The sequence below is a fragment of the Euhalothece natronophila Z-M001 genome (genome assembly GCF_007904085.1).
Lineage (GTDB): Bacteria > Cyanobacteriota > Cyanobacteriia > Cyanobacteriales > Rubidibacteraceae > Halothece > Halothece natronophila.
On the sequence record NZ_CP042326.1, the window covers coordinates 3,071,892 to 3,091,618 of the forward strand.

At 39.3% G+C, this 19,727-nt stretch carries 19 protein-coding genes; 13 read left to right on the plus strand and 6 right to left on the minus strand.

The genetic code is table 11. The features are described 5' to 3' along the window. Positions 1 to 3 precede the first annotated feature (3 nt). From FRE64_RS15140 to FRE64_RS15195, 12 genes are all read left to right on the plus strand, one after another. Positions 4 to 471 carry a DNA phosphorothioation-associated protein 4 gene (locus FRE64_RS15140; RefSeq protein ID WP_146296996.1) on the plus strand — a complete coding sequence of 156 codons (468 nt, stop codon included), beginning with the start codon at positions 4 to 6 and terminating at the stop codon, positions 469 to 471. A 15-nt stretch (positions 472 to 486) separates the two neighbouring features. Further along, positions 487 to 969, plus strand: coding sequence for a hypothetical protein (locus FRE64_RS15145; protein WP_146296997.1), 483 nt, complete (start codon positions 487 to 489; stop codon positions 967 to 969). Positions 970 to 1,144: 175 nt separating this feature from the next. Next, positions 1,145 to 2,671, plus strand: coding sequence for a serine/threonine-protein kinase (locus FRE64_RS15150; protein WP_146296998.1), 1,527 nt, complete (start codon positions 1,145 to 1,147; stop codon positions 2,669 to 2,671). Positions 2,672 to 2,673: 2 nt separating this feature from the next. Beyond that, positions 2,674 to 3,171: a phosphohistidine phosphatase SixA gene (gene sixA / locus FRE64_RS15155; protein WP_146296999.1), complete on the plus strand. Its 498-nt coding sequence runs from the start codon at positions 2,674 to 2,676 to the stop codon at positions 3,169 to 3,171. Between the two features lie 475 nt (positions 3,172 to 3,646). Next, on the plus strand, positions 3,647 to 5,548 hold the full coding sequence (locus FRE64_RS15160; RefSeq protein WP_146297000.1) for a cation:proton antiporter: 1,902 nt from the start codon (positions 3,647 to 3,649) through the stop codon (positions 5,546 to 5,548). A gap of 322 nt (positions 5,549 to 5,870) precedes the next feature. After that, a complete protein-coding gene (locus FRE64_RS17590) occupies positions 5,871 to 6,086 on the plus strand; it encodes a hypothetical protein (RefSeq protein ID WP_186708876.1) in 216 nt (71 codons plus the stop codon). Positions 6,087 to 6,258: 172 nt separating this feature from the next. Beyond that, a complete protein-coding gene (locus FRE64_RS15170) occupies positions 6,259 to 7,611 on the plus strand; it encodes a pentapeptide repeat-containing protein (RefSeq protein WP_146297002.1) in 1,353 nt (450 codons plus the stop codon). A gap of 111 nt (positions 7,612 to 7,722) precedes the next feature. Continuing rightward, on the plus strand, positions 7,723 to 9,414 hold the full coding sequence (locus FRE64_RS15175) for a DUF262 domain-containing protein (RefSeq protein WP_146297003.1): 1,692 nt from the start codon (positions 7,723 to 7,725) through the stop codon (positions 9,412 to 9,414). Between the two features lie 43 nt (positions 9,415 to 9,457). Next, positions 9,458 to 9,718: a type II toxin-antitoxin system HicA family toxin gene (locus tag FRE64_RS15180; protein ID WP_146297004.1), complete on the plus strand. Its 261-nt coding sequence runs from the start codon at positions 9,458 to 9,460 to the stop codon at positions 9,716 to 9,718. A gap of 20 nt (positions 9,719 to 9,738) precedes the next feature. After that, positions 9,739 to 11,436: a DNA repair protein RecN gene (gene recN, locus FRE64_RS15185; protein WP_146297005.1), complete on the plus strand. Its 1,698-nt coding sequence runs from the start codon at positions 9,739 to 9,741 to the stop codon at positions 11,434 to 11,436. A gap of 71 nt (positions 11,437 to 11,507) precedes the next feature. Next, entirely contained in the window at positions 11,508 to 12,194 is a 687-nt protein-coding gene (gene queC, locus FRE64_RS15190; RefSeq protein WP_146297006.1) for a 7-cyano-7-deazaguanine synthase QueC, read from the plus strand. Continuing rightward, positions 12,187 to 12,864, plus strand: a complete 678-nt coding sequence (locus FRE64_RS15195; protein ID WP_146297007.1) for an HAD-IB family phosphatase — start codon at positions 12,187 to 12,189, stop codon at positions 12,862 to 12,864. Before queC ends, FRE64_RS15195 begins: the two co-directional genes overlap by 8 nt. A 10-nt stretch (positions 12,865 to 12,874) precedes the next feature. Here FRE64_RS15195 and FRE64_RS15200 read toward each other — a convergent pair whose 3' ends face one another. The 6 genes from FRE64_RS15200 to FRE64_RS15225 all read right to left on the minus strand — a co-directional run bounded on the left by FRE64_RS15200 (position 12,875) and on the right by FRE64_RS15225 (position 17,300). Continuing rightward, positions 12,875 to 14,005, minus strand: coding sequence for a DNA adenine methylase (locus FRE64_RS15200; protein WP_146297008.1), 1,131 nt, complete (start codon positions 14,003 to 14,005; stop codon positions 12,875 to 12,877). Beyond that, positions 14,005 to 14,850: a hypothetical protein gene (locus FRE64_RS15205; RefSeq protein ID WP_146297009.1), complete on the minus strand. Its 846-nt coding sequence runs from the start codon at positions 14,848 to 14,850 to the stop codon at positions 14,005 to 14,007. The genes FRE64_RS15200 and FRE64_RS15205 overlap by 1 nt, the downstream gene beginning before the upstream one ends. Positions 14,851 to 14,931: 81 nt before the next feature. After that, complete coding sequence (locus FRE64_RS15210) at positions 14,932 to 15,222, minus strand: nucleotidyltransferase family protein (protein WP_146297010.1); 291 nt, start codon at positions 15,220 to 15,222, stop codon at positions 14,932 to 14,934. A 70-nt stretch (positions 15,223 to 15,292) separates the two neighbouring features. Next, positions 15,293 to 16,279, minus strand: a complete 987-nt coding sequence (locus FRE64_RS15215) for a 2-hydroxyacid dehydrogenase (RefSeq protein ID WP_146297011.1) — start codon at positions 16,277 to 16,279, stop codon at positions 15,293 to 15,295. A gap of 70 nt (positions 16,280 to 16,349) precedes the next feature. Beyond that, the gene (locus FRE64_RS15220; protein WP_146297012.1) at positions 16,350 to 16,811 is read right to left on the minus strand and encodes a hypothetical protein; all 462 of its coding nucleotides are present in this window, start codon (positions 16,809 to 16,811) and stop codon (positions 16,350 to 16,352) included. Between the two features lie 12 nt (positions 16,812 to 16,823). Beyond that, positions 16,824 to 17,300: a hypothetical protein gene (locus FRE64_RS15225; RefSeq protein WP_146297013.1), complete on the minus strand. Its 477-nt coding sequence runs from the start codon at positions 17,298 to 17,300 to the stop codon at positions 16,824 to 16,826. Positions 17,301 to 17,336: 36 nt separating this feature from the next. Between FRE64_RS15225 and FRE64_RS15230 the strand changes: the two genes are divergently transcribed. After that, the gene (locus tag FRE64_RS15230; RefSeq protein WP_146297014.1) at positions 17,337 to 19,649 is read left to right on the plus strand and encodes a transglutaminase TgpA family protein; all 2,313 of its coding nucleotides are present in this window, start codon (positions 17,337 to 17,339) and stop codon (positions 19,647 to 19,649) included. Positions 19,650 to 19,727 lie beyond the last annotated feature (78 nt).

Here is a 19,727-nt window from a genome sequence, read left to right on the forward strand (position 1 = left end):
GCGATGGCAGTTCATCGAGTTCGGATTAGCAAAGATCAAGCTAGTTTAGTAGAAGCCCTTACTATGGGAAAGGAAAGTCGAGGGACATTTGAAACTTATGCCGATGTGGTGATGTTTGCCGCCGCCTATGGTGGAAAATATCAAAAACTGATTCCTCTAGACAATGGAATTAGTCAAGATCCTGCCCCAATTAGCTTAGAAATTTTCATTTCCAGAGGATATGACTGGCCAATTAAACTTCTCGCGATCGCGCTTAGTGGTAACACTCACATTATATCCCCTTACGACTGGGAAGCCCAAACCCAAAGAGTTGCCATCTTAGAACAAGCTGCCAATGGTGGCTTGCAACTTCTTGAAGAAGAATTAAGGGGAGCAGTAGATTACAGCGATCGTCTGTTATTACTGTTAAACAAAGAAAGATTTGGTACCTCCGAGGAAATTACAGAATTTGATCTCACTCGTTTTTTATAGAATTCTCTCTCTGCTGTGACACATACCTTTTTACTTGAACCGACGCAATGGATCTTAAACGGCTTCTTGTGTGAGCATAATTTGCCACCATTTGCTGTTAAAGGAACAGTTAGTATTTTTTGGCATCAGCCTCATTGGTTCACTTGGAGTACTAAATTAACCCTTCCTGAAGATTCTCCAACTAATAGGAAAAATCTTTTTTTTGATACTCAAGAACTCCTCTTAAACTATCAAGGATATTTAGGAGAACAACAAACCCAATACACTTTTGTCTTAAAGCATAATGTATTAGGAACTTTAGAGGGAAGTGGCTGGATTACGCCAAATACAATTATCCAAAGATATTGGGTACTCAATGACCGCAAACGTCGGCAAGGCTTTGAAACCCTTGATCGACAAACTGAAAATAGTTATCGTTACTGTAGTTGTTTTACCCAAGGACATCAAATGGGAGTTGTCCTCGAAGCTACGTTAACCCGTGTTACTGGTAACAAGTAAGTGAAACAACAATTTTGGGAGCAAGTGGTAACTAAGTAGTGATCAAAACCTGAGCAAAATCAGCAAAAAGGGAATTAAAATTAAGCTAGAATCCTTACTAATATATTGAGATCAACCCAGAAAATTTTCTCTATTAACGTTTCTTATTGTTTAATGAAAATATTACCTCAGGAAAATGACTGAAGACCATAATGAGGGTCGTTTACTCGCAAACCGTTATCGCATTATTAAACTGGTCGGAAAAGGCGCAATGGGACAAGTGTACCAGGCCGAAGATACAGTTCTTGGAGGCTTGACGGTTGCAATAAAATTTGTTGCTCAAACGGTACTAAATGAAAGACGGCGGAATCGTTTTGAACAAGAAGCAACCATTTGCGCCTTACTAGGGGAAAAAAGTATTCATGTGGTGCAAGTGCGAGACTATGGCGTAGATGAATACGATATCCCGTTTTATGCCATGGAATTCCTACAAGGAAAAGGGCTTAATGAGGTAATTAAATATCGCCCCCTTTCCCTAAAACGTTTTTTACGCCTTGCCCGTCAAATTTGTTTAGGACTGCAATGTGCTCATCAGGGGATTTATTTTAAGGGTGAACTTTGTTCAATTATCCACCGTGATATTAAGCCTAGCAATATTCTGATTGTTGAGGACTCTACTCTAGGAGAATTAGTTAAAATTCTTGACTTTGGGATTGCCAAACTAATTCAAGCTAATAGTGATCAAACTCATTCTTTTCAAGGCACTCTCGCTTATTGTTCGCCTGAACAGATGGAAGGGAAAGAACTGGATAATCGCTCTGATATTTATAGTTTGGGCGTTATGATGTACGAAATGCTAACTGGGGAAATGCCAGTTTTACCAGAGAACAACTCTTTTGGGGCTTGGTATCAAGCACACCGCTATTATTTTCCTGAACCCATTCGAGAAGACCTAAGAATTCCTGAGTCTCTGCAAAATTTAATTATGCAGTGTTTAGCCAAAGAGAGGGATAAACGTCCTCAAACCATGGAGGATGTCTTAGAAGGCTTTACAGAAATTGAAAAAGAAATTGATCAAAGCCAGTCATCTTTTGATGAAGTGAGTACTGGTTCTGGTGATTACGGGGGAACTCGTCCCACTCAAAGTGCCACTGCCAGTGATGATCAATATTATCTTAATGCAACTTGGCCAAGTGATAAACCTCGTCAAAAAATTGTATTCCCGCGTTTAATTAACTCTTCTAAAGGAACATTTCCTTCTTTATGGGTAATGTTAGAGAAACAAGACATTGAAAATCGTTTACTTAGTACCCGTTACAATCAGTTTTTATTTATTCCATCGCCTCACCCGATGGTGCTTTGGATTACAGCTTTACATAATTCTAAGCATGGAACCCGCTGGTTACCCTGCTATTTAGACTTAAAAACTAGCATGGGTCAACGTACCGCTAAGTCTTTAGGGGAACTAGGGTTTTATCGTATTTTATTTTTTGGCTTAGAATCCTCTGATACTTGCGACCATATCTTAACTTCTACAATTGCTAGTGCCCAACGCAAGAAACTTCATGATTGGGCAAAATCTAGCCAAACTTTAAACTCCCATGCTAGCCCACAAATGAGTAAGCAACTTTTACGAAAAGAATTTGAAAATCTCAAGTCCAAAATTCAGTTTAAACTAGAGTCGCTAGGAACAGATGCACCGAGTAATGTTTCGGGACTTTAATTATGGCTAAATACGTTTATTTAATTCGTCACGGAATTGCTTTAGATCGCGCTTTATCAGAACAAGATGAAACTAGACCTCTTACTAATAAAGGACGAAAAAAGACAAAACAAGTTGCCAAAACAATTAAAGAAAAAGGTATTTATTTTGATCAAGTTTTAACCAGCCCTTTATTGAGAGCCAAGGAAACAGCTGAAATATTAAAGGATAAGGGACTAACAGAAAATTTAGAAAACTTTTCTCCTTTAGCACCAAATGGAGACATTCAAGATTGGCTTAACAGTTGGGACAAATCGTCAGCTGAAACTCTTGCTTTAGTAGGGCATCAGCCTGATTTAGGAAATTGGGCTGAGTTATTAATCTCGGGAAAAATCGAGGAAAAATTAGTGCTTAAAAAAGCAGGAATTATTGGCTTAAATTGTCCCGAAAATCAATCTCCATTTGGAAAGAGTCAATTATTTTTACTAACTTCTCCTAAATGGTTAATAAAATCAGAATAGCTAACAAAATAATACTTAAATGTTTGATTTGAACTCTGTTTGGTCTCCTTATCTCCCATCTTAGACTTATTCGGTTATATCACAAGTGGGCTGATTTATGAGGAGCCGTCATCTTAGGCAACCTAATTAAAATTGACGAGTTACCCTGCGCCGTCGTAGGGCAAAAAGGAACGCGGGAGTTTTATAGTGATTCCAAATAAAAAACAGCAACCTAAAAGTAGTGGGAGCATCTTGCTCCCTAGTAGCAGCCAAGATGGCTGCACTACGGAACTGAATTGGAACGACTATAGTCGTAGGATTCTCAGCCCTTCTGCTAAATATTAACCAACAATTTGGCTACATGGCTCTTAGGAAGATTTTTCCTATTTTAAGTGCTATCATGATCTGGATTTGCACTTAAAATTAAGTTTACTACAGTTTCAGGTTACTGAGTTTAGAATTAGTGAGATAGAGCCTATTCTCTCCAAAATCTCTTATGGACGGATCATTTACCCTGACCCTACAAATTATCATTGCCGTATTCGCAGGCATTACGGCACAAGTTTTAGGAGAAACATTCAAAGTTCCAGGAATTGTCTTTCTTCTGATCATTGGCATTGCCCTTGGTTCCGATGGACTCAATATTCTTCATCCTAGTGATTTAGGCGTAGGATTAGAAGTAATTGTCGCGCTACTGGTTGCCATTATTCTCTTTGAAGGGGGATTAAACCTTGAATTAAGAGATTTAGGGCGCGTTTCCAGCAGTTTGCGAAATTTAGTCACCATTGGCACCGGTATTACCTTATTTGGGGGAAGTATGGCAGCTCATTGGTTAGGGGAATTTCCTTGGCAGTTGGCATTTCTCTATGCTTCCCTAGTGGTTGTTACTGGCCCCACGGTGATTGGTCCCCTACTCAAGCAAGTGCCTGTGGATCGACAAGTCGCCACCCTTCTCGAAGGAGAAGGAGTTTTAATTGATCCTGTCGGTGCAATTTTAGCGGTGGTCGTTTTAGATACCATTCTCAATAGTGAAGCTGGGGCGATGGAATTTCTCACGGGCTTATTCCTTCGGGGTGGCATTGGAATTGCCATTGGTTTAATTGGCGGCGCTTTGATTGGGCTACTTCTCAAGCGACGACTGACATTTCTCTCGGAAGACCTTAAAAATTTAGTGGTATTAGCTGGCGTTTGGGGAATTTTTGGCGTTTCGCAAATGATCCGTAGTGAGTCGGGGTTAATGGCAGTGGTTTTAGCGGGAGTAGTTGTCAGAGCATTATCGGTTCCTGAAGAACGAATGTTGCGACGGTTTAAGGGACAATTAACCATGCTAGGAGTCTCGGTTTTATTTATTCTCTTAGCAGCAGACCTCTCCATTGCTAGTGTCTTTGCTTTAGGTTGGGGCAGTGTTTTGACTGTTCTCTGTTTGATGTTTATTATCCGTCCCCTCAGTATTTGGATTTGTACTATCGGCAGCCAACTAAATTGGCGACAAAAACTCTTTGTAGCATGGGTGGGGCCAAAAGGGATTGTTTCGGCTTCTGTGGCTTCTCTGTTTGCGATTTTATTAACCCAACGAGGTATTACAGGGGGCGATTCCTTAAAGGCAATTGTCTTTTTAACCATTATGATGACTGTGGTGATTCAGGGGTTAAGTGCGCGTTGGGTAGCGCGATGGCTTAACTTAACTTCCGAAGGGGTAAAAGGGGCTGTTATTGTTGGCTGTAGTCCTTTGGGGGTTTTACTGGGAGAATTATTCCAACAGGAAGGAGAATCCGTGGTAATGATTGATACTGATCCTGAAGCCTGCGAAAAAGCCGAGGAAGCAAATTTACCTGTGATGCAAAGTAGTGCTTTAGATGAAACGGTGTTAGAAGAAGCAGGAATTGAATCTTTAGGAACATTTCTCGCTACTACTAATAATGGAGAAGTCAACTTAGTATTAGCGCAAAGGGCGTTAGAGGAATTTCAGCCACCGCGAGTATTTGCAGCTTTTCCAAAAAATTCCCAGGCTAAAACCCCTGCTAATAAAACTAAGGTTAATCAAGCGTTTATGTCGCAAATTCCGATTAAGATTTGGAATGAATATGTGGCGGAAGGAAAAATTAAGTTAGGGCATACGGTATTACGTGAGGAAGGGTTTTCTTTCCAACAAGTACATTTACAGGCGTTGATTCGGGCTGGAGAGTTACTTCCTTTACTGGTGAGACATGGAAATAGCTTACAGGTCGTGAAGGCAGATCAACAATGGCAACCGGGAGAGGAAATTTATTATCTTCTCCATGATCCTCGTCCCAAGTTATTGAAACGCTTATCGGGTGGGGAGTCTTCTTCTCGTCTCGCGTTAGAACGTTTAGCAGAGGTGGAGGAAGTTCCTTTGGCAACGCCTGAGAATAATTAGTCTTTTGTTATTTGTAATTTGTAATAGAAATCAAGTAATTAAGTATTGGCTGGAAGAAAATTACTAGATTAAAGTAATGTTAATTTAATTTTATTTTCGTCTAATCAACTGTAAAATTTAGTTAGGAAATTGACCTTATTAATAAAAAGAAGATTAATATGAACTCACTAAGTAGCTTAACTCTTCGCCTGAGAACTAAAGATAATTTAATGGAACTTTTACTAGCGGGTAAAAGTGAAGCATGGAAAATTTGTAAAAATAAAGAGCAGGAAATATCTAAGGTTGAAATTTTTAACTGGGATGGTTCATTAAAGTTAGAAGAGTGGGAGGCCAGATTGTCTTTCAAATACCTGAACCTCTTCAAAAGCTAATTAATTATAAAAAACTATTTACCTTTTCTGAAGTTGAATTTGAAATTTATCAAAATAAAACTAAAGAGTTAATGTCAGGTCTAACTTTGACGAAAGAAAGTTACACGCGAGAAGAAGTTTTTATGGTTCTAGATTACTTTCTTGATAAAGAAGTTTTTGAAGCGTAGCAAACCCCAACACAAGTTATAAGCGATTAGGCTTCGCCTCTGCTTCGCAAACGCTAGAACCTAATATTAATTAGTATTAATTAGTGAAAACATTCTCTCGCAAACTAAGATTTAAATCTGTCTCTAATAGAGGCTATAATCAAACTTGTTCCCCCGCACAAGAACAGTAGCTATGAATGAAAACATTCCAGAAGAAGCTCTCCAACAAATGGCTCAAGATGAAAATTGGAACGTACGTTGTAAGGTAGCCTCAAATCCCAACACTCCAGAAGCACTTCTCCAACAACTGGCTCAAGATAAACGTTCGGAGGTACGTCGGGAAGTAGTCTCTAATCCCAATACTCCAGAAGCACTTCTCCAACAACTTGCTCAAGATGAATCTTCGGAGGTACGTAAGAAAGTAGCCTCAAATCCCAATACTCCAGAAGCACTTTTCCAACAACTGGCTCAAGATGAAGATTCGAGGGTACGTCTGAAACTAGCCAGAAATCCCAACACTCCAGAAGCACTTCTCCAACAACTAGGTCAAGATGAAAAATATAGCGTACGTGAGGAAGTAGCCTCAAATTCCAACACTCCAGAAGCACTTCTCCAACAACTGGCTCTAGATGAAGATTCGAGGGTACGTCTGAAACTAGCCAGAAATCCCAACACTCCAGAAGTACTTCTCCAACAACTAGGTCAAGATGAAGATTCGAGCGTACGTGAGGAAGTAGCCTCAAATTCCAACACTTCAGAAGAAGCTCTCCAACAACTAGGTCAAGATGAAAATTATAGCGTACGTCAGGAACTAGCCAGAAATCCCAACACTCCAGAAGCACTCCTCCAGCAACTACGTAAAGATGAAGATGAAGAATCACTTAATGAAGAGGAAAAATATTTAATTTACTATGCTAAAGAAGGTGATATTAAATCATGGAATCAATGGAAACGAGACTATGAAGAGGCAAAACAAAATGAAGACGAAGATGAGTATGAACACTTGATGGGTGAGAGAGAGCTGATTGGTTTTCGCAGTGGGCTTAATTTAAGTGGACTTGATTTAAGTCGTGCTAATTTAAGATGTGTGAACTTAAGTGGGGTCAACTTAAGTAATGCTGATTTATCTTATGCCGATTTAGAACAAGTCAATTTAGATAATGCGAATATAGAAGGGGCAAACTTCAGTCTTGCTAACTTAGAAGGGGCTTGGATGAATGATATGAAGGCAAGAGGAGCAGTTTTTAGTAATGCGAATTTAGAATATGCTGCATTGCATGGTGATTTAGTTGATATTGATTTGAGTGATGCAAAGTTTGGCGGTGACCGCTGTTGGTTACAAGGTGACTTGACAAATGCCAATTTAGAGGATGCTTACTTAGAAAATGCAAATATGAAAAACAGCATTCTAAAAGGGGCAAATATGATAAACACTAATTTAAGGAATGCTGATTTAAGTGGTGCTGATTTAGAGGGAGCTGATTTAACAGATGCGAACTTAAAAGGGGCGAATTTAAAAGGTACTATTTTAGAAGAAAACGAATAGTAGAAGAGTTTTTCAGAAGAGCAGTCAAGCTCAGTTAATTGTGAAGAGACTAACGACAGCACTAAGTTTAAATAGTAAGTGTCAATGCTGTAAATTAAAGGAGAGTGTATTTTGTCAATTCAAGCTACCCAAAAACAACTCAGTGAAATTTTTACTCTTGCTAATTACCAATTCTGGATTCCTGAATATCAGCGTCCCTATGCTTGGACTCAGGATTTAGCTGGAGAAATGCTGAATGACTTACTGGATGTTTTTCCAGATCAAGAGGAAAGCGACTCTGACTACTTTTTGGGTAGTATTATCTTAGTTAAAAAAGAAGGAAAACCGCAAGCTGAAGTTATTGATGGACAACAACGACTGACAACTTTAACTTTGCTGTTAGCAACAATTCGTCACCTTTTACCACCAAACCATATTAGTTATCAAAAAATCAGCGATCGCCTCAGTGGTAATGATGATATTGGTAATAAAATTATTGGCTTAAAACTTAGAGAACAAGATGAAGATTTCTTTAACCAGTATGTTAGAAAAGCAGAAGGAATGACAGTTCTTTTAGAGTCAGATGCTGGCTTTAAAACTGATAGCCAAAAGTTACTCCGCGATAATGCTATCTTTTTAGTTGAGCAACTTACCTCATCCTGTCCAGATCAAACTAACCTAGAGCCTTGGCTTTTACACCTACTCAATAATTTGTTAAATCACTGCTATCTTGTTGTCGTTACAACGAGTGATTTTGATACTGCCTATCGAATTTTTTCAACAATTAATACTCGCGGTCTAGAACTACAAATTAATGATATTCTCAAAGCTGAAATTATTGGCGCAATTCCAGACGATAAGCAAAAGAGCGACTATACTCGCATCTGGGAATTAGAAGAGAGTGATTTAGGAAGAGATGACTTTCAATTTCTATTTTCTCATATTCATCGCATTCAATTACGGGAACGCCCTAAAGTTGGGTTGCTTTCAGAATATCGTAATCGGATTGAGCCGAAAGAGTATCCTTGTCAATTTATTGACTCTATTTTGAAACCTTGTTCCGATGCTTTTGAAGTTATCAGAGATGGACAATTTAATTGCGATGATTTAACTCAACAATCAGAGATTAATCGGCTATTTGGCTGGCTTAATCGGATTGATAATTCTGATTGGTTACCTCCAGCAATTCACTTTTTAGTTAGTTATCCCGAAAATGCAAGCAAGGTTCTAAGTTTCTTTACTCAGCTTGAACGTTTAGCCGCAGGTTTAATGATATTACGACGTAATATTAATGAACGAGCAGAACGATATCGGCATTTATTAGCAGCAATTGATGAAGGAATTGACACTGCTATTATTAAGTGTCAACAGCTTCTTTCGCAAGAAGAACATCAACAAATTCTCGAAATTTTGGCTGGTAATATTTATCTACAAAGTCGAATCCGTCTCTATGTCTTGCTTCGATTAGACTCTGCCTTAGCTGAGGGTTCTCTTAGCCCAAGTTTTAATGCCAAATTAAACACGATCGAGCACGTTTTACCGCAAACTCTGTCTCCAAGTTGGGAAAAAATGGGTTGGACACCAGAGTTACATGAAAATTGGGTTCACCGCCTCGGAAATTTAGTGTTACTTTCTAGAAAAAAGAATGCTGCTGCGGGTAACTATAGTTACGAAAAGAAGAAAACAGCTTATTTCCAAAGCGGAAGTGCAACAGTTTTTCCAATAACAACGCGAGTTCTTAGTCAGCCTGAATGGACTCCTGCTATTGTGGAATCTAACCAAAGTTATTATTTGAATACCCTTAAGAAAATTTGGAATTACTAAAAGTGGCGCGATCGCGCACAATTTTCAAAAGGAATTATCCGACATGAAAACTAAGACCATTACATTTGCTGAATTAAAAGATTTTTTATTCAATTTTGGGTTTGAAACATTATCAACTGCTGGCTCTCAAAAAGTATTTAAACACTTCTCCTCAGGGGCATTAATTGCTTTGCCTTATTATCAAGAAAGTGCCTGCATTCGTCAGATTCATTTAGTTGCAATTCGTCGGATTCTGTTAGAATATAGGCTGGTAGATGAAGAAACCTGCGATCGCGTTTTTACTCAGAAAATTTCCCTTTCTTGACCAACGGTTAATGGATAATAATGACTTTAATTTCTCTTCACATCGAGAATTTTGCCTTAGTGGATCAACTGGAATTAGATTTAGGGGAGGGCTTGAATGTTCTCACGGGAGAGACAGGCGCAGGAAAATCCATTATTCTGGACGCAATTGATGCCGCATTAGGGGGCAAGGTTAGTAGTCGCTTTATTCGTACAGGAAGCGAAAAAGCCCTAGTAGAGGCAACATTTACTCTCACTCCTGCGGTGGAAGAGTGGTTACAACACCAAGATATTGATTTACTTGATGACCAAACCGTGGTTTGTAGTCGGGAAATGTCTCTAAAGGGAAATGGACTCCGATCGCGCTCTCGGGTGAATGGGGTTTTAGTGAATCGTCCCCTCATTAATGAATTACGCCCCTATTTGGTGGAAATTACGGCGCAAGGGCAAACGGTGGCACTGATGATTCCTGCCCGTCAACGGGAACTTTTAGATACTTATGGAGGACAAGCCCTTTTAAAGCAACGGAAAAAAGTAGCTGCTGCCTATGAAGATTATTATGAAGCGAAGGAAACTTTAGAAACTCGTCGCCAATCAGAACAAGAACGCCTGCAACGATTGGATTGGATTCATTACCAGTTAGAAGAGTTAAAAGCAGCCCAGTTAGATAGTCCCACAGAGTTAGAAGAGTTAGAACAAGAGCGCGATCGCCTTCTTCATGCGGTAGAATTACAGCAACTGAGTTATCAAGTGTATCAGATACTTTACCAGCGAGATGATGAAGCCCCAGCAGGAACCGATATTCTCACGGAAGCGGAAAATACTTTAACGGAAATGGTGGAGTATGACTCCCAATTAACGCCAATCTTAGAAATGGTACAAACGGCGATGACGCAAATTGTGGAGGCAGGACAACAAATTTATTCCTATGGGGAAGGATTAGAGTCTGATCCTAATCGGTTAGCGGAAGTAGAAGATCGCATTCATACTCTCAAACAAATCTGTCGTAAATATGGTCCTGATTTAGGTGACGCGATCGCGCATCGAGATAATCTGCAAGCAGAATTAGAAACCCTCAATGATTCCGAACAATCTTTAGAAGCCCTAGAAGAAAAAACAGAAATTGCCCATAATACCCTGCTTGAAGCCTGCGAAATCCTCAGCCAACAGCGACAAAAAGCAGCAACACAACTAGAAAACCAACTCATTGCAGAATTAAAACCCCTCGCTATGGAAAAGGTGCAATTTTCTTGTCACTTAACTCCTATTGATCCGAGTCCACAGGGGGCAGAACAAGTGAATTACTACTTTAGTCCCAATCCTGGCGAAACTCCCAAACCCCTTTCCGAAACTGCTTCTGGTGGGGAAATGAGTCGGTTTTTATTAGCCCTCAAAGCCTGTTTCTCCCAAGCAGACCAAAAAATGCAAACCCTGATTTTTGATGAAATTGATACAGGGGTTTCAGGAAGAGTCGCTAGCGCGATCGGGCAAAAATTACGCGCCCTGAGCCAAAAACATCAAGTTCTCTGTGTGACTCACCAGCCTTTAGTGGCAGCGTTAGCCCATACCCACTTCCGCGTAGAGAAACAATTTTCTCATTCTCGAACCATGGTTTCTGTCATCCAACTAGCAGATATTAACACTCGCCGTGATGAACTAGCCCAACTCGCAGGGGGAGAAAAAGACGAAAACGCGATCGCGTTTGCAGAATCCTTACTCAAACAAGCCCATATTAAATAAAGGTGTGGCTATACCTGATAACTAGTGGTTTAGAATGGGGATAATTTTTTGAGGAGGCGCAGTAAATAGTAATGAAAGCTGTGGTTTTACTTTCAGGAGGGCTAGATTCTTCCACTGTTCTTTATCAAGCCAAAGCCGATGGTTGTCATTGTTATGCCCTTTCTTTTGACTATCAACAACGTCATCAACGGGAACTAGAAGCCGCAAAAGCAATTGCTCTATCAGCAGGGGTTATACAACACCAAGTGATTAATTTTGACTTAGGATTGTGGGGTGGCTCAGCATTAACAGATCAGCAGTTAGAAGTGCCGCGCGATCGCGATCCTTCAGAAATGGCAAATAGTATTCCCATCACTTATGTTCCAGCTCGTAACACGATTTTTCTCAGTTTTGCCTTAGCCTATGCCGAAGCCTTAGAAGCAGAACGGGTTTACATGGGAGCAAATGCTTTAGATTATTCGGGATATCCTGACTGTCGCCCAGACTACATTCAGGCAATGCAAGAGGTGTTTAAGTTAGGGACGAAACAAGGGCGAGAAGGAAACCCCATCAAAATTATTACGCCACTTCTTGATCTTAAGAAAACAGAAATTATTGAGTTAGGAAATCAATTAAATGTGCCTTGGGAAAAAACTTGGTCTTGTTATCAAGGGGGTGAAAAGGCTTGTGGCGTTTGTGATGCTTGTCAGTTAAGATTAAAGGCATTCCAAGCATTAGGATTAACCGATCCCATTTCCTATCAAGAATCAAATGAGTGAAAATAAAATTCCTGAATTTGCCATTTTTTGCGACTTCGATGGAACCATTACAGGAGAAGATACATTTGTTGGGATGCTTAAAGCAGTTGCCCCTCATTTGTGTGATCAATATCTTCCTGATATTTATACCCAAAAGCTAACACTGCGCGAAGGGGTGAAAAGAATTATTGAATCTATTCCCTCTCGTTCTTATTCGGCTATGATTGAATATGTGGATGAAGTTCCTTTGCGCCCTGGATTAAGTGAACTGGTTAAGTTTGCAATCGAACATCAAATTCCTTTCCATGTGGTTTCGGGGGGATTAAAGGATATGGTCAAGCGAGTTTTAAGCACTCAAATGATTGGAAACTCCCCTTTAATTGAAAAAGTTGCTTCAATTAGTGCAGTAGATATTGATACACGCCAAGAGTATTTAACGCCAATTTCTGATTATGAAAAGGGAACTGAATTAGTTGCCAAGGTAGAAGTAATGAAACAATATTCAGGGAAGCAAAATATTTCAATTGGTGATTCAGTAACCGATTTAAATATTGCCTTAAATGCGGATATTACATTTGCGCGCGATCGCCTTGCTAAATATTTAGATAAAGCAGGGAAATTTTATTACCCTTGGGAAGATTTTTTCTCAGTGCGCGATCAATTATGCGAACTCTGCTTTGAAAAAAGGTAATCCTAATTACTTATTTTTCTAATAAAAAGACAAATTCTTGATTAGGTTTCTCCACTTCTTGTAACCATTGATTTGTCCATTTCATGCTTGCCATGACATTTTTTTTGTAGTCCAAATTAATGACATCTAAAACTTTACCATTCCGTTTTAAGACTGCATTTAATTCTTCGGCAGTAGCACGACCCCCAGAACTATAGGATAAAATAACCCAATGGGCAGGAACTTTTTGAATCAGCTTTTCAATAGCTTCTACTGCTAAAAAGCGACCATTCTCATTACATCGAAACTCCTCAAATACTGATCCTGCTAGCTTGTCGGAGGTATCTTGACGACGTTTTGCTTTCCCAAAGAGGTGAGGCTGATCATATAAGCAAATGGTTTTCCAAAGATGATAATAAGACGCATATCTTACCCGAGACGGTGGCATTTTTTCATTATTTGATCCATAGGGAGGATCAAGATAAGCTAAGTCAACGGAAATTTCGGGGATTAATTCAAAGATATCTTGACAAAACACTTGATTTGGTTTTGATGATATAAAAACATTTGGCACTTCTAACTGTAAGGTTTTATAAGAACGTGGCGACCAGTTTTTGAGATAAGAGACAAAATGTCCTAATGTATTATCCACTTGATCTAGGGCTAAAATTAGGCTAGTGAGGGCGACTGCTTTATCAACAGTCGAAAGTTGTAAGGTTTCAATTTCTTCGCGGATAGCATCTAGTTTTCTTGTATTATGAACTTGCCAAGGCTTTTTTAATCCATCAGCTTGAATTGCACAGCCATGATTAGGGTTTCCCCCATAGTTTTCTGTAAACCAGCCATCTTTGGGAGGAAGGTTATTGAGATGATCAATTAGTTCTTGATACTCGCTGGGTTGCTTTTGGTTAAGAAGATAACATTGACCAAACACTTTTGACCAAATTGCTAGATCATTACTAATTACTTGGTAACCTAATTTGGCAAAGGCTTGAGAAACTCTTGTTGTTCCGGAGAACGCATCTAAAATGGTATGAGCTTCAACTTTTTTTGCTAATTTTAGGATATGGGGTAAGAGTTTTAACTTTGATCCAGTATATTTAATCCCTTCTGTTTTGGGAATCTCAATATCATAATCCTTGAAAAGAGGTAAGGTTTGCATTATCTCTCAATTCCTGATGCTTGTTTCATTCTAATAATGTCTTTCTCTATTATTTCCAAGGCTGATTGATGACCAATATCTGAGGAAACAAGAGCGTGAGATAATAGTTTGACAAGAATAAGATTATGTGAGTATTCGATCCATCCATTAGTAATACTATCAAAGTAATTCAAACCATTTTTTGTGTGTGTCCACAAACCACGTTGTAATGCATTAGCATCACCTTTGCCATATCGAACTTCGCAGATATATTCTTCTGATGCATTATAAAACTTATATACAGGATGTTTTCTTCCAGAGCCTTTATCATATCTGGTTATTCTTACAGTATCATTAATCGCACGCTCATAGTTAAAAACAAGAATATTACAACGTTGGTTCTTTTCATCATAAATAAGAGGCAAAACGTTGATATGATAAAAATTGGTAAAAGCAGGATCAGAGAGAATAGCTTGAACTCTCTCCATGTCTATAATGTTATTTCCTTCTTGTTCAAGTCTAGAAAACATCTGAGACTCTTTATCAGTTGATAGTTGAAGAGGGCCATTACCATAAGCCTTAAGACTTACTGAAAATTCTTCTTGAGTAATTTCATTAGTAATTTTTATATCTTCTTCTTTAGATTTTTTGCGATACAAATCCTTTCCAACATGGATTGATTTAAAATCGTACATATATTGATTTATAAATTCAGCAATCGCTATTTCTGCTAAGTCGCCATGAGTTTTATTTCCCACTAAACGCATTGTAAAAATATTACTTAGTGTAGTAGTTATTAAAGATGGGTACTTTTTAACCAAGAGTTGAAGTCTATTAGTAAAATCTTTATAAGGGTTATTTGTCATATATTTGATGTAAGAGACGCGGTTCGGTTTTGAATGGCTTGTATAGCGTGATAGATGTCTTGAAGCCGTGATTCCCAGTTTCTAGAAGACACGAATTAGTTCTTGAAGAATGGGTTGACGCAGGTTTTCTTTTAGGGCTTCTCTAGTTCCTAAATCCACTGGATGACCAAGGATATCTTGTAGGTAAAGTTTGATTCTGATGAACTGGAATAGGCTAATGGGTTGGGAAAATTCAGCGAGAAGGTCAATGTCACTGTTAATGTGGGTGTTATTTTTTGCCACTGATCCAAATAACTCTAGAGATTTAATTCCTAGGGCTTCTAGTTGAGATTGATGAGTGGTGATTTTGTGAAGGATTTCTTGACGATTCATGTTTCTGAATTATTTCACAAGGATTTGTATTTCAGCCAAGCTAGGCTGATGCTTCAAAAGTATTAAAAAGCTACTGAACTAAGTTTTTGCAAGTATTCGTGGTTTCAATTTCAGTAATATTGGAGAGAGTTGTATTGGCAATATTGGTTAAGGCTTCTTCGGTAAAAAAGGCTTGGTGTCCAGTAATAATAACATTGGGAAAGGTTAACAAGCGTTGAAAAACATCATCTTCAATAACTTCGTTTGATAAGTCTTCAAAGAAGAGATCAGATTCTTTTTCGTAAACATCTAAAGCGAGATAGCCAATAGTTTTACTTTTTAAGCCTGTAATCACAGCTTTCGTATCAATTAAACCGCCACGACTGGTATTAATTAACATTACGCCTGGCTTCATTTTAGTAATGGAGGTTTCATTGATTAAATGTCTATTTTCTTCGGTTAAGGGACAATGAAGAGAAATAATATCCGATCGCGCATATAATTCATCTAAGGAAACATACTCGCCAAAATTAGAAAAACTCTCATTAGGATAGGGATCATAAGCTAACACTTTGCAACCAAACCCTGATAAAATTTGTCCTGTTATGTAACCAATATTGCCTGTCCCAATAATCCCAACGGTGCGACCATATAAGTCAAAGCCAAGTAAACCATTAAGGGCAAAGTTTCCTTCTCGCACTCGATAAAAGGCACGATGAATTTTGCGATTTAAAGTTAAAATAAGCGCGATCGCGTGTTCGGCAACAGCATGGGGGGAATAAGCAGGAACGCGAACAATTTTGATTCCTAATTCTTTAGCGGTTTCGAGATCAACATTATTATATCCCGCACAACGAAGGGCAATTAATTTGACTCCTTGTTCAGCAAGAATTTTTAAGGTATCACCACTGACTTCATCATTAACAAATACACAAACGGCGGTTGCATCTTGAGCTAATATTGCCGTTTTTTCACTTAAATGAGGTTCTAAAAAAAGTAACTCATGGTTATAATTTTCATTGGCTTCCGTAAAGAATTGCTCATCATAGGGTTTAGTTCCAAATAATGCAACTTTCATAAGAATAAAATTATCAATATCTGCACTATAATTTTACACAAAAAATCAATAAATAGCCATTAAATAAAGTTTAAGAATTACGTTGCATTCTTGTTCGTAAATACATAACTACTGGAAACTGATAATATTCCACAATTAACCAAATTAAAATGACAAAATGAGCAAGAAATGTCAAAATTGTCCAAACAGTGGGAAGCCAAGCGAGAGGAGTCCCCGGAATGGGAGGGAAAAGATAAGCTCCAGTTCCGACAATCAGGGGAGGAATGGTAATAAAAAGCACTCCTAGCACAAAATATTCCCAACCAATATCAAGTCCTTTGCGATAAGGGTTACTCCATTTTTTGCCATCCCAATACCAACTGAGAGGGATTTCACTATCCATCATTTTTAACACTTGTTGGGAAAAATTAGCCGTAAAAAGATGCTGGCAAAATTCACAGGAGAAAGTATCCTCCATTAAGGGTAAGGGTTTAACTTCTCCAGTACGACAAACTGGACAAGGATAGGTTTCGTTTTCGTTGAGTGATGTCATAACTAGCAAAAATTAAGCAAAGTTAGCTGGTGGTTGTTCGCTTTTTTCTTTTAGTTTCTTTAATTGTTCTTGGATTAGCTTATAGAGATTTTTCCGAGCAATTTCTGTGCCATTATCATAGTTTCCTGATTCATCAAAAAAGATAAAACTATCCACTTGTTCTAGAGCCAAAAGTTCAAATAAGATATGTGTCACTGGAATCGGTAAAGCCATTAACTGCGGATCATTATGTTGAGCAAAGGCGCTGGCATCCTCTAAACTGGGAAAGGCATAAATCACCCGTTTCTCTAAGTTCTGATTTTCCCGATGACGCAGGGTTGTTACTTGCCAATGTTGTTCGGTACTTTGCAAGATATAATACTCTTGATGCTGGAGTTGATGAGCAATTAATTTTAAGGTAGGCGCGATCGCGCGTTCCATAACTACTGGCATCCCCTGCTCTTCTGGGGCATCTTCAATTAGCTTTCTCAGTTGTTGATCAATATCCATAGTGCTTGTTAGCAATAATCGACTCTTCCCACCATTATGTCTAATTTCTCTCCCCAATCGCGAGAACAATCTTCTATTTTGTCTCGTCTCCGTGAACAGCTATCAGCCCCTCCGCCCAGTGATACCGAGGAATCCATCTCGTTAAGAGTCTTAGTGCAAGTGTTAGTGGCCATTGGGATTCTTGCCACAGATTTTGCAGGTGACACCAACTATAGTTTATGGGCAATTCCCATTAGTTTGATTGGGGCATTTTGGAGTTGGAAACAAAGACATGAGCGGAATACCACGGCTAAATTCCTAATTGCAATTGGGATGTTAATTGCGCTGGCAGTATTTTTTAGGAATCTTGTCGGCAGTCTTAATGATACGCGATTAGTTTTAGCAGAACTACTCATTCAACTACAAGTATTACATAGCTTTGATTTGCCTCGCCGTAAAAATCTTGGCTATTCCATGGTGATTGGTTTAATTTTACTAGGGGCAGCAGGAACTCTTTCCCAAACCATTGCGTTTGCCCCTTTACTGGTAGTTTTCCTAATTATTGGGTTACCTGTTCTCGTTTTAGATTATCGCTCCCGATTAGGCTTTGATCAATCCTCTGAAACTCACTCTTCCCAGAAAAAACCTCTCTTTTCTAACTCAGCTTTACCCTTACGCCGTTTAACCCTCTTCTTTGCCTTAATTTTAAGTTTAGGGCTAGTGATTTTTGCTGTAATGCCTCGTTTTCCCAGTTACCAAATTCAAAACTTTCCCGTGAGTGGGGCAGAATCTTTAGAAGATGAGGGCTTTGATAATAATGATCGCGAGATTTCTAGCTCTGGCTATGTGCGAGAAGGAGACAGTGATGATGATGATGGTGAAGGAAGTGGTAATGGCGAGGGAAGCCCAGTAGAAGGCGCAGGGGAAATGAGTCAAGACTTTTACTATGGCTTTAGCAATCAAATCAACCAAAACTTAAGGGGAGAATTAAATCCGCGGGTCGTTATGAGACTGCGATCGCAAGCAGATGGTTGGATTAAAATGCTTGCTTTTGATCACTATACTGGTGAAGGGTGGAAAATTGAAGAAGAAGAGCCTACGCGAGAAATTGATCGCCCCAGTTGGTCGTATCGTTTTCGCCTCTCTACGCCTTCTACACAAGCGCAAACAGAACGAGTGGTGCAAACTTATACCGTAACCAACCAACTCCCCAATTTAATTCCAGCTTTACCCAATGCCAGTGAAGTTTATTTCCCCACCCGTGAAATTGCCGTTGATCCTCACGGGAGTCTGCAATCTCCTGTACCATTAGGGGAAGGATTAACTTATACCGTTGTCTCAAGAGTTCCTTATCGCGATCGCGCTCAATTAAGACAAGCTGGAGATAACTATCCAGAGTCCATTCGCGAGACTTATTTACAAGTTCCCTCAGAAATTGAAGACAGAATCCGCGAACACGGAGAAAGCCTCCTCGCAGAGTCTTCCCAACCCCTAGACGCAACTTATGAAAAAGTCTTATATTTAGCCCAAACCCTCAAGCAAGGTTATCAGCTACAACCAGATATTCCCTTTTTAGAAGACGATCAAGACTTAGTAGAAACATTTTTATTTGATTGGGAAGGAGGCTATCCCGATCACTTTTCCAGCACCCTTACCATTATGTTGCGTTCTCTCGGGATTCCAGCGCGACTTGCCACAGGGTTTAGTACCGGTGAATTTAATCCCTTTACGGGACTTTATGTCATTCGTAATACCGATGCCTTTGCCTTAACTGAAGTTTATTTCCCCAACTACGGCTGGCTTCCCTTTAATCCCATTCCTGGATATGAGGTAATTCCTCCCTCTGTAGAGCAATCAGAGACTTTTGGCGTTTTGCGTCAAATTTGGAATTGGGTAGCAGGCTGGCTTCCCACCCCTGTTGCTGGTTTTCTAAACTACCTCTGGACGCTTATTATTGGCTCTATTACGAGCTTTTTCCGCGCCCTCTGGGGATTTATCACCCAAGGCTGGGTAGGGGCAATTACAGGGCTAATTGGGCTATTTGTGGCAAGTTTTTTAAGCTGGCTTGGCTGGAAACAATTACAACGTTGGCGTTATCAACGCTGGCTATCTCAACTTCCTCCCGTGGCAGGACTATATCAGCAAATGTTACAAGCCTTAGAACAAGCAAATGTTTCTAAACAACCAGGGCAAACCCCCTTTGAATACTTACAAACTGCAACTGTTCAATTAGAAAATGCTCAAGCTGAACTAGTAGAAGAAATTTCCCAAGCCTATGTTTCTTGGCGCTATGGGGGGTATGAGGTAAATTTAGATTATCTGCGGAATCGCTTAAAGCAATTAAAGCGAAGTCTAAAACGTCTCTCTTAATTTTGAGCAAGTTTCGGGAGTAAGGATCTCAGCTTCCTCTTGATATTTCTCGTTATCAATGAGATAATGACAATTTAC

Coding starts and splice junctions, on each gene's coding strand:
- FRE64_RS15140 (WP_146296996.1), top strand. CDS start 4: ATGGCAGTTCATCGAGTTCGGATTAGCAAAGATCAAGCTAGTTTAGTA.
- FRE64_RS15150 (WP_146296998.1), top strand. CDS start 1,145: ATGACTGAAGACCATAATGAGGGTCGTTTACTCGCAAACCGTTATCGC.
- sixA (WP_146296999.1), top strand. CDS start 2,674: ATGGCTAAATACGTTTATTTAATTCGTCACGGAATTGCTTTAGATCGC.
- FRE64_RS15160 (WP_146297000.1), top strand. CDS start 3,647: ATGGACGGATCATTTACCCTGACCCTACAAATTATCATTGCCGTATTC.
- FRE64_RS15170 (WP_146297002.1), top strand. CDS start 6,259: ATGAATGAAAACATTCCAGAAGAAGCTCTCCAACAAATGGCTCAAGAT.
- FRE64_RS15180 (WP_146297004.1), top strand. CDS start 9,458: ATGAAAACTAAGACCATTACATTTGCTGAATTAAAAGATTTTTTATTC.
- recN (WP_146297005.1), top strand. CDS start 9,739: ATGACTTTAATTTCTCTTCACATCGAGAATTTTGCCTTAGTGGATCAA.
- queC (WP_146297006.1), top strand. CDS start 11,508: ATGAAAGCTGTGGTTTTACTTTCAGGAGGGCTAGATTCTTCCACTGTT.
- FRE64_RS15195 (WP_146297007.1), top strand. CDS start 12,187: ATGAGTGAAAATAAAATTCCTGAATTTGCCATTTTTTGCGACTTCGAT.
- FRE64_RS15200 (WP_146297008.1), bottom strand. CDS start 14,005: ATGCAAACCTTACCTCTTTTCAAGGATTATGATATTGAGATTCCCAAA.
- FRE64_RS15205 (WP_146297009.1), bottom strand. CDS start 14,850: ATGACAAATAACCCTTATAAAGATTTTACTAATAGACTTCAACTCTTG.
- FRE64_RS15210 (WP_146297010.1), bottom strand. CDS start 15,222: ATGAATCGTCAAGAAATCCTTCACAAAATCACCACTCATCAATCTCAA.
- FRE64_RS15215 (WP_146297011.1), bottom strand. CDS start 16,279: ATGAAAGTTGCATTATTTGGAACTAAACCCTATGATGAGCAATTCTTT.
- FRE64_RS15220 (WP_146297012.1), bottom strand. CDS start 16,811: ATGACATCACTCAACGAAAACGAAACCTATCCTTGTCCAGTTTGTCGT.
- FRE64_RS15225 (WP_146297013.1), bottom strand. CDS start 17,300: ATGGATATTGATCAACAACTGAGAAAGCTAATTGAAGATGCCCCAGAA.
- FRE64_RS15230 (WP_146297014.1), top strand. CDS start 17,337: ATGTCTAATTTCTCTCCCCAATCGCGAGAACAATCTTCTATTTTGTCT.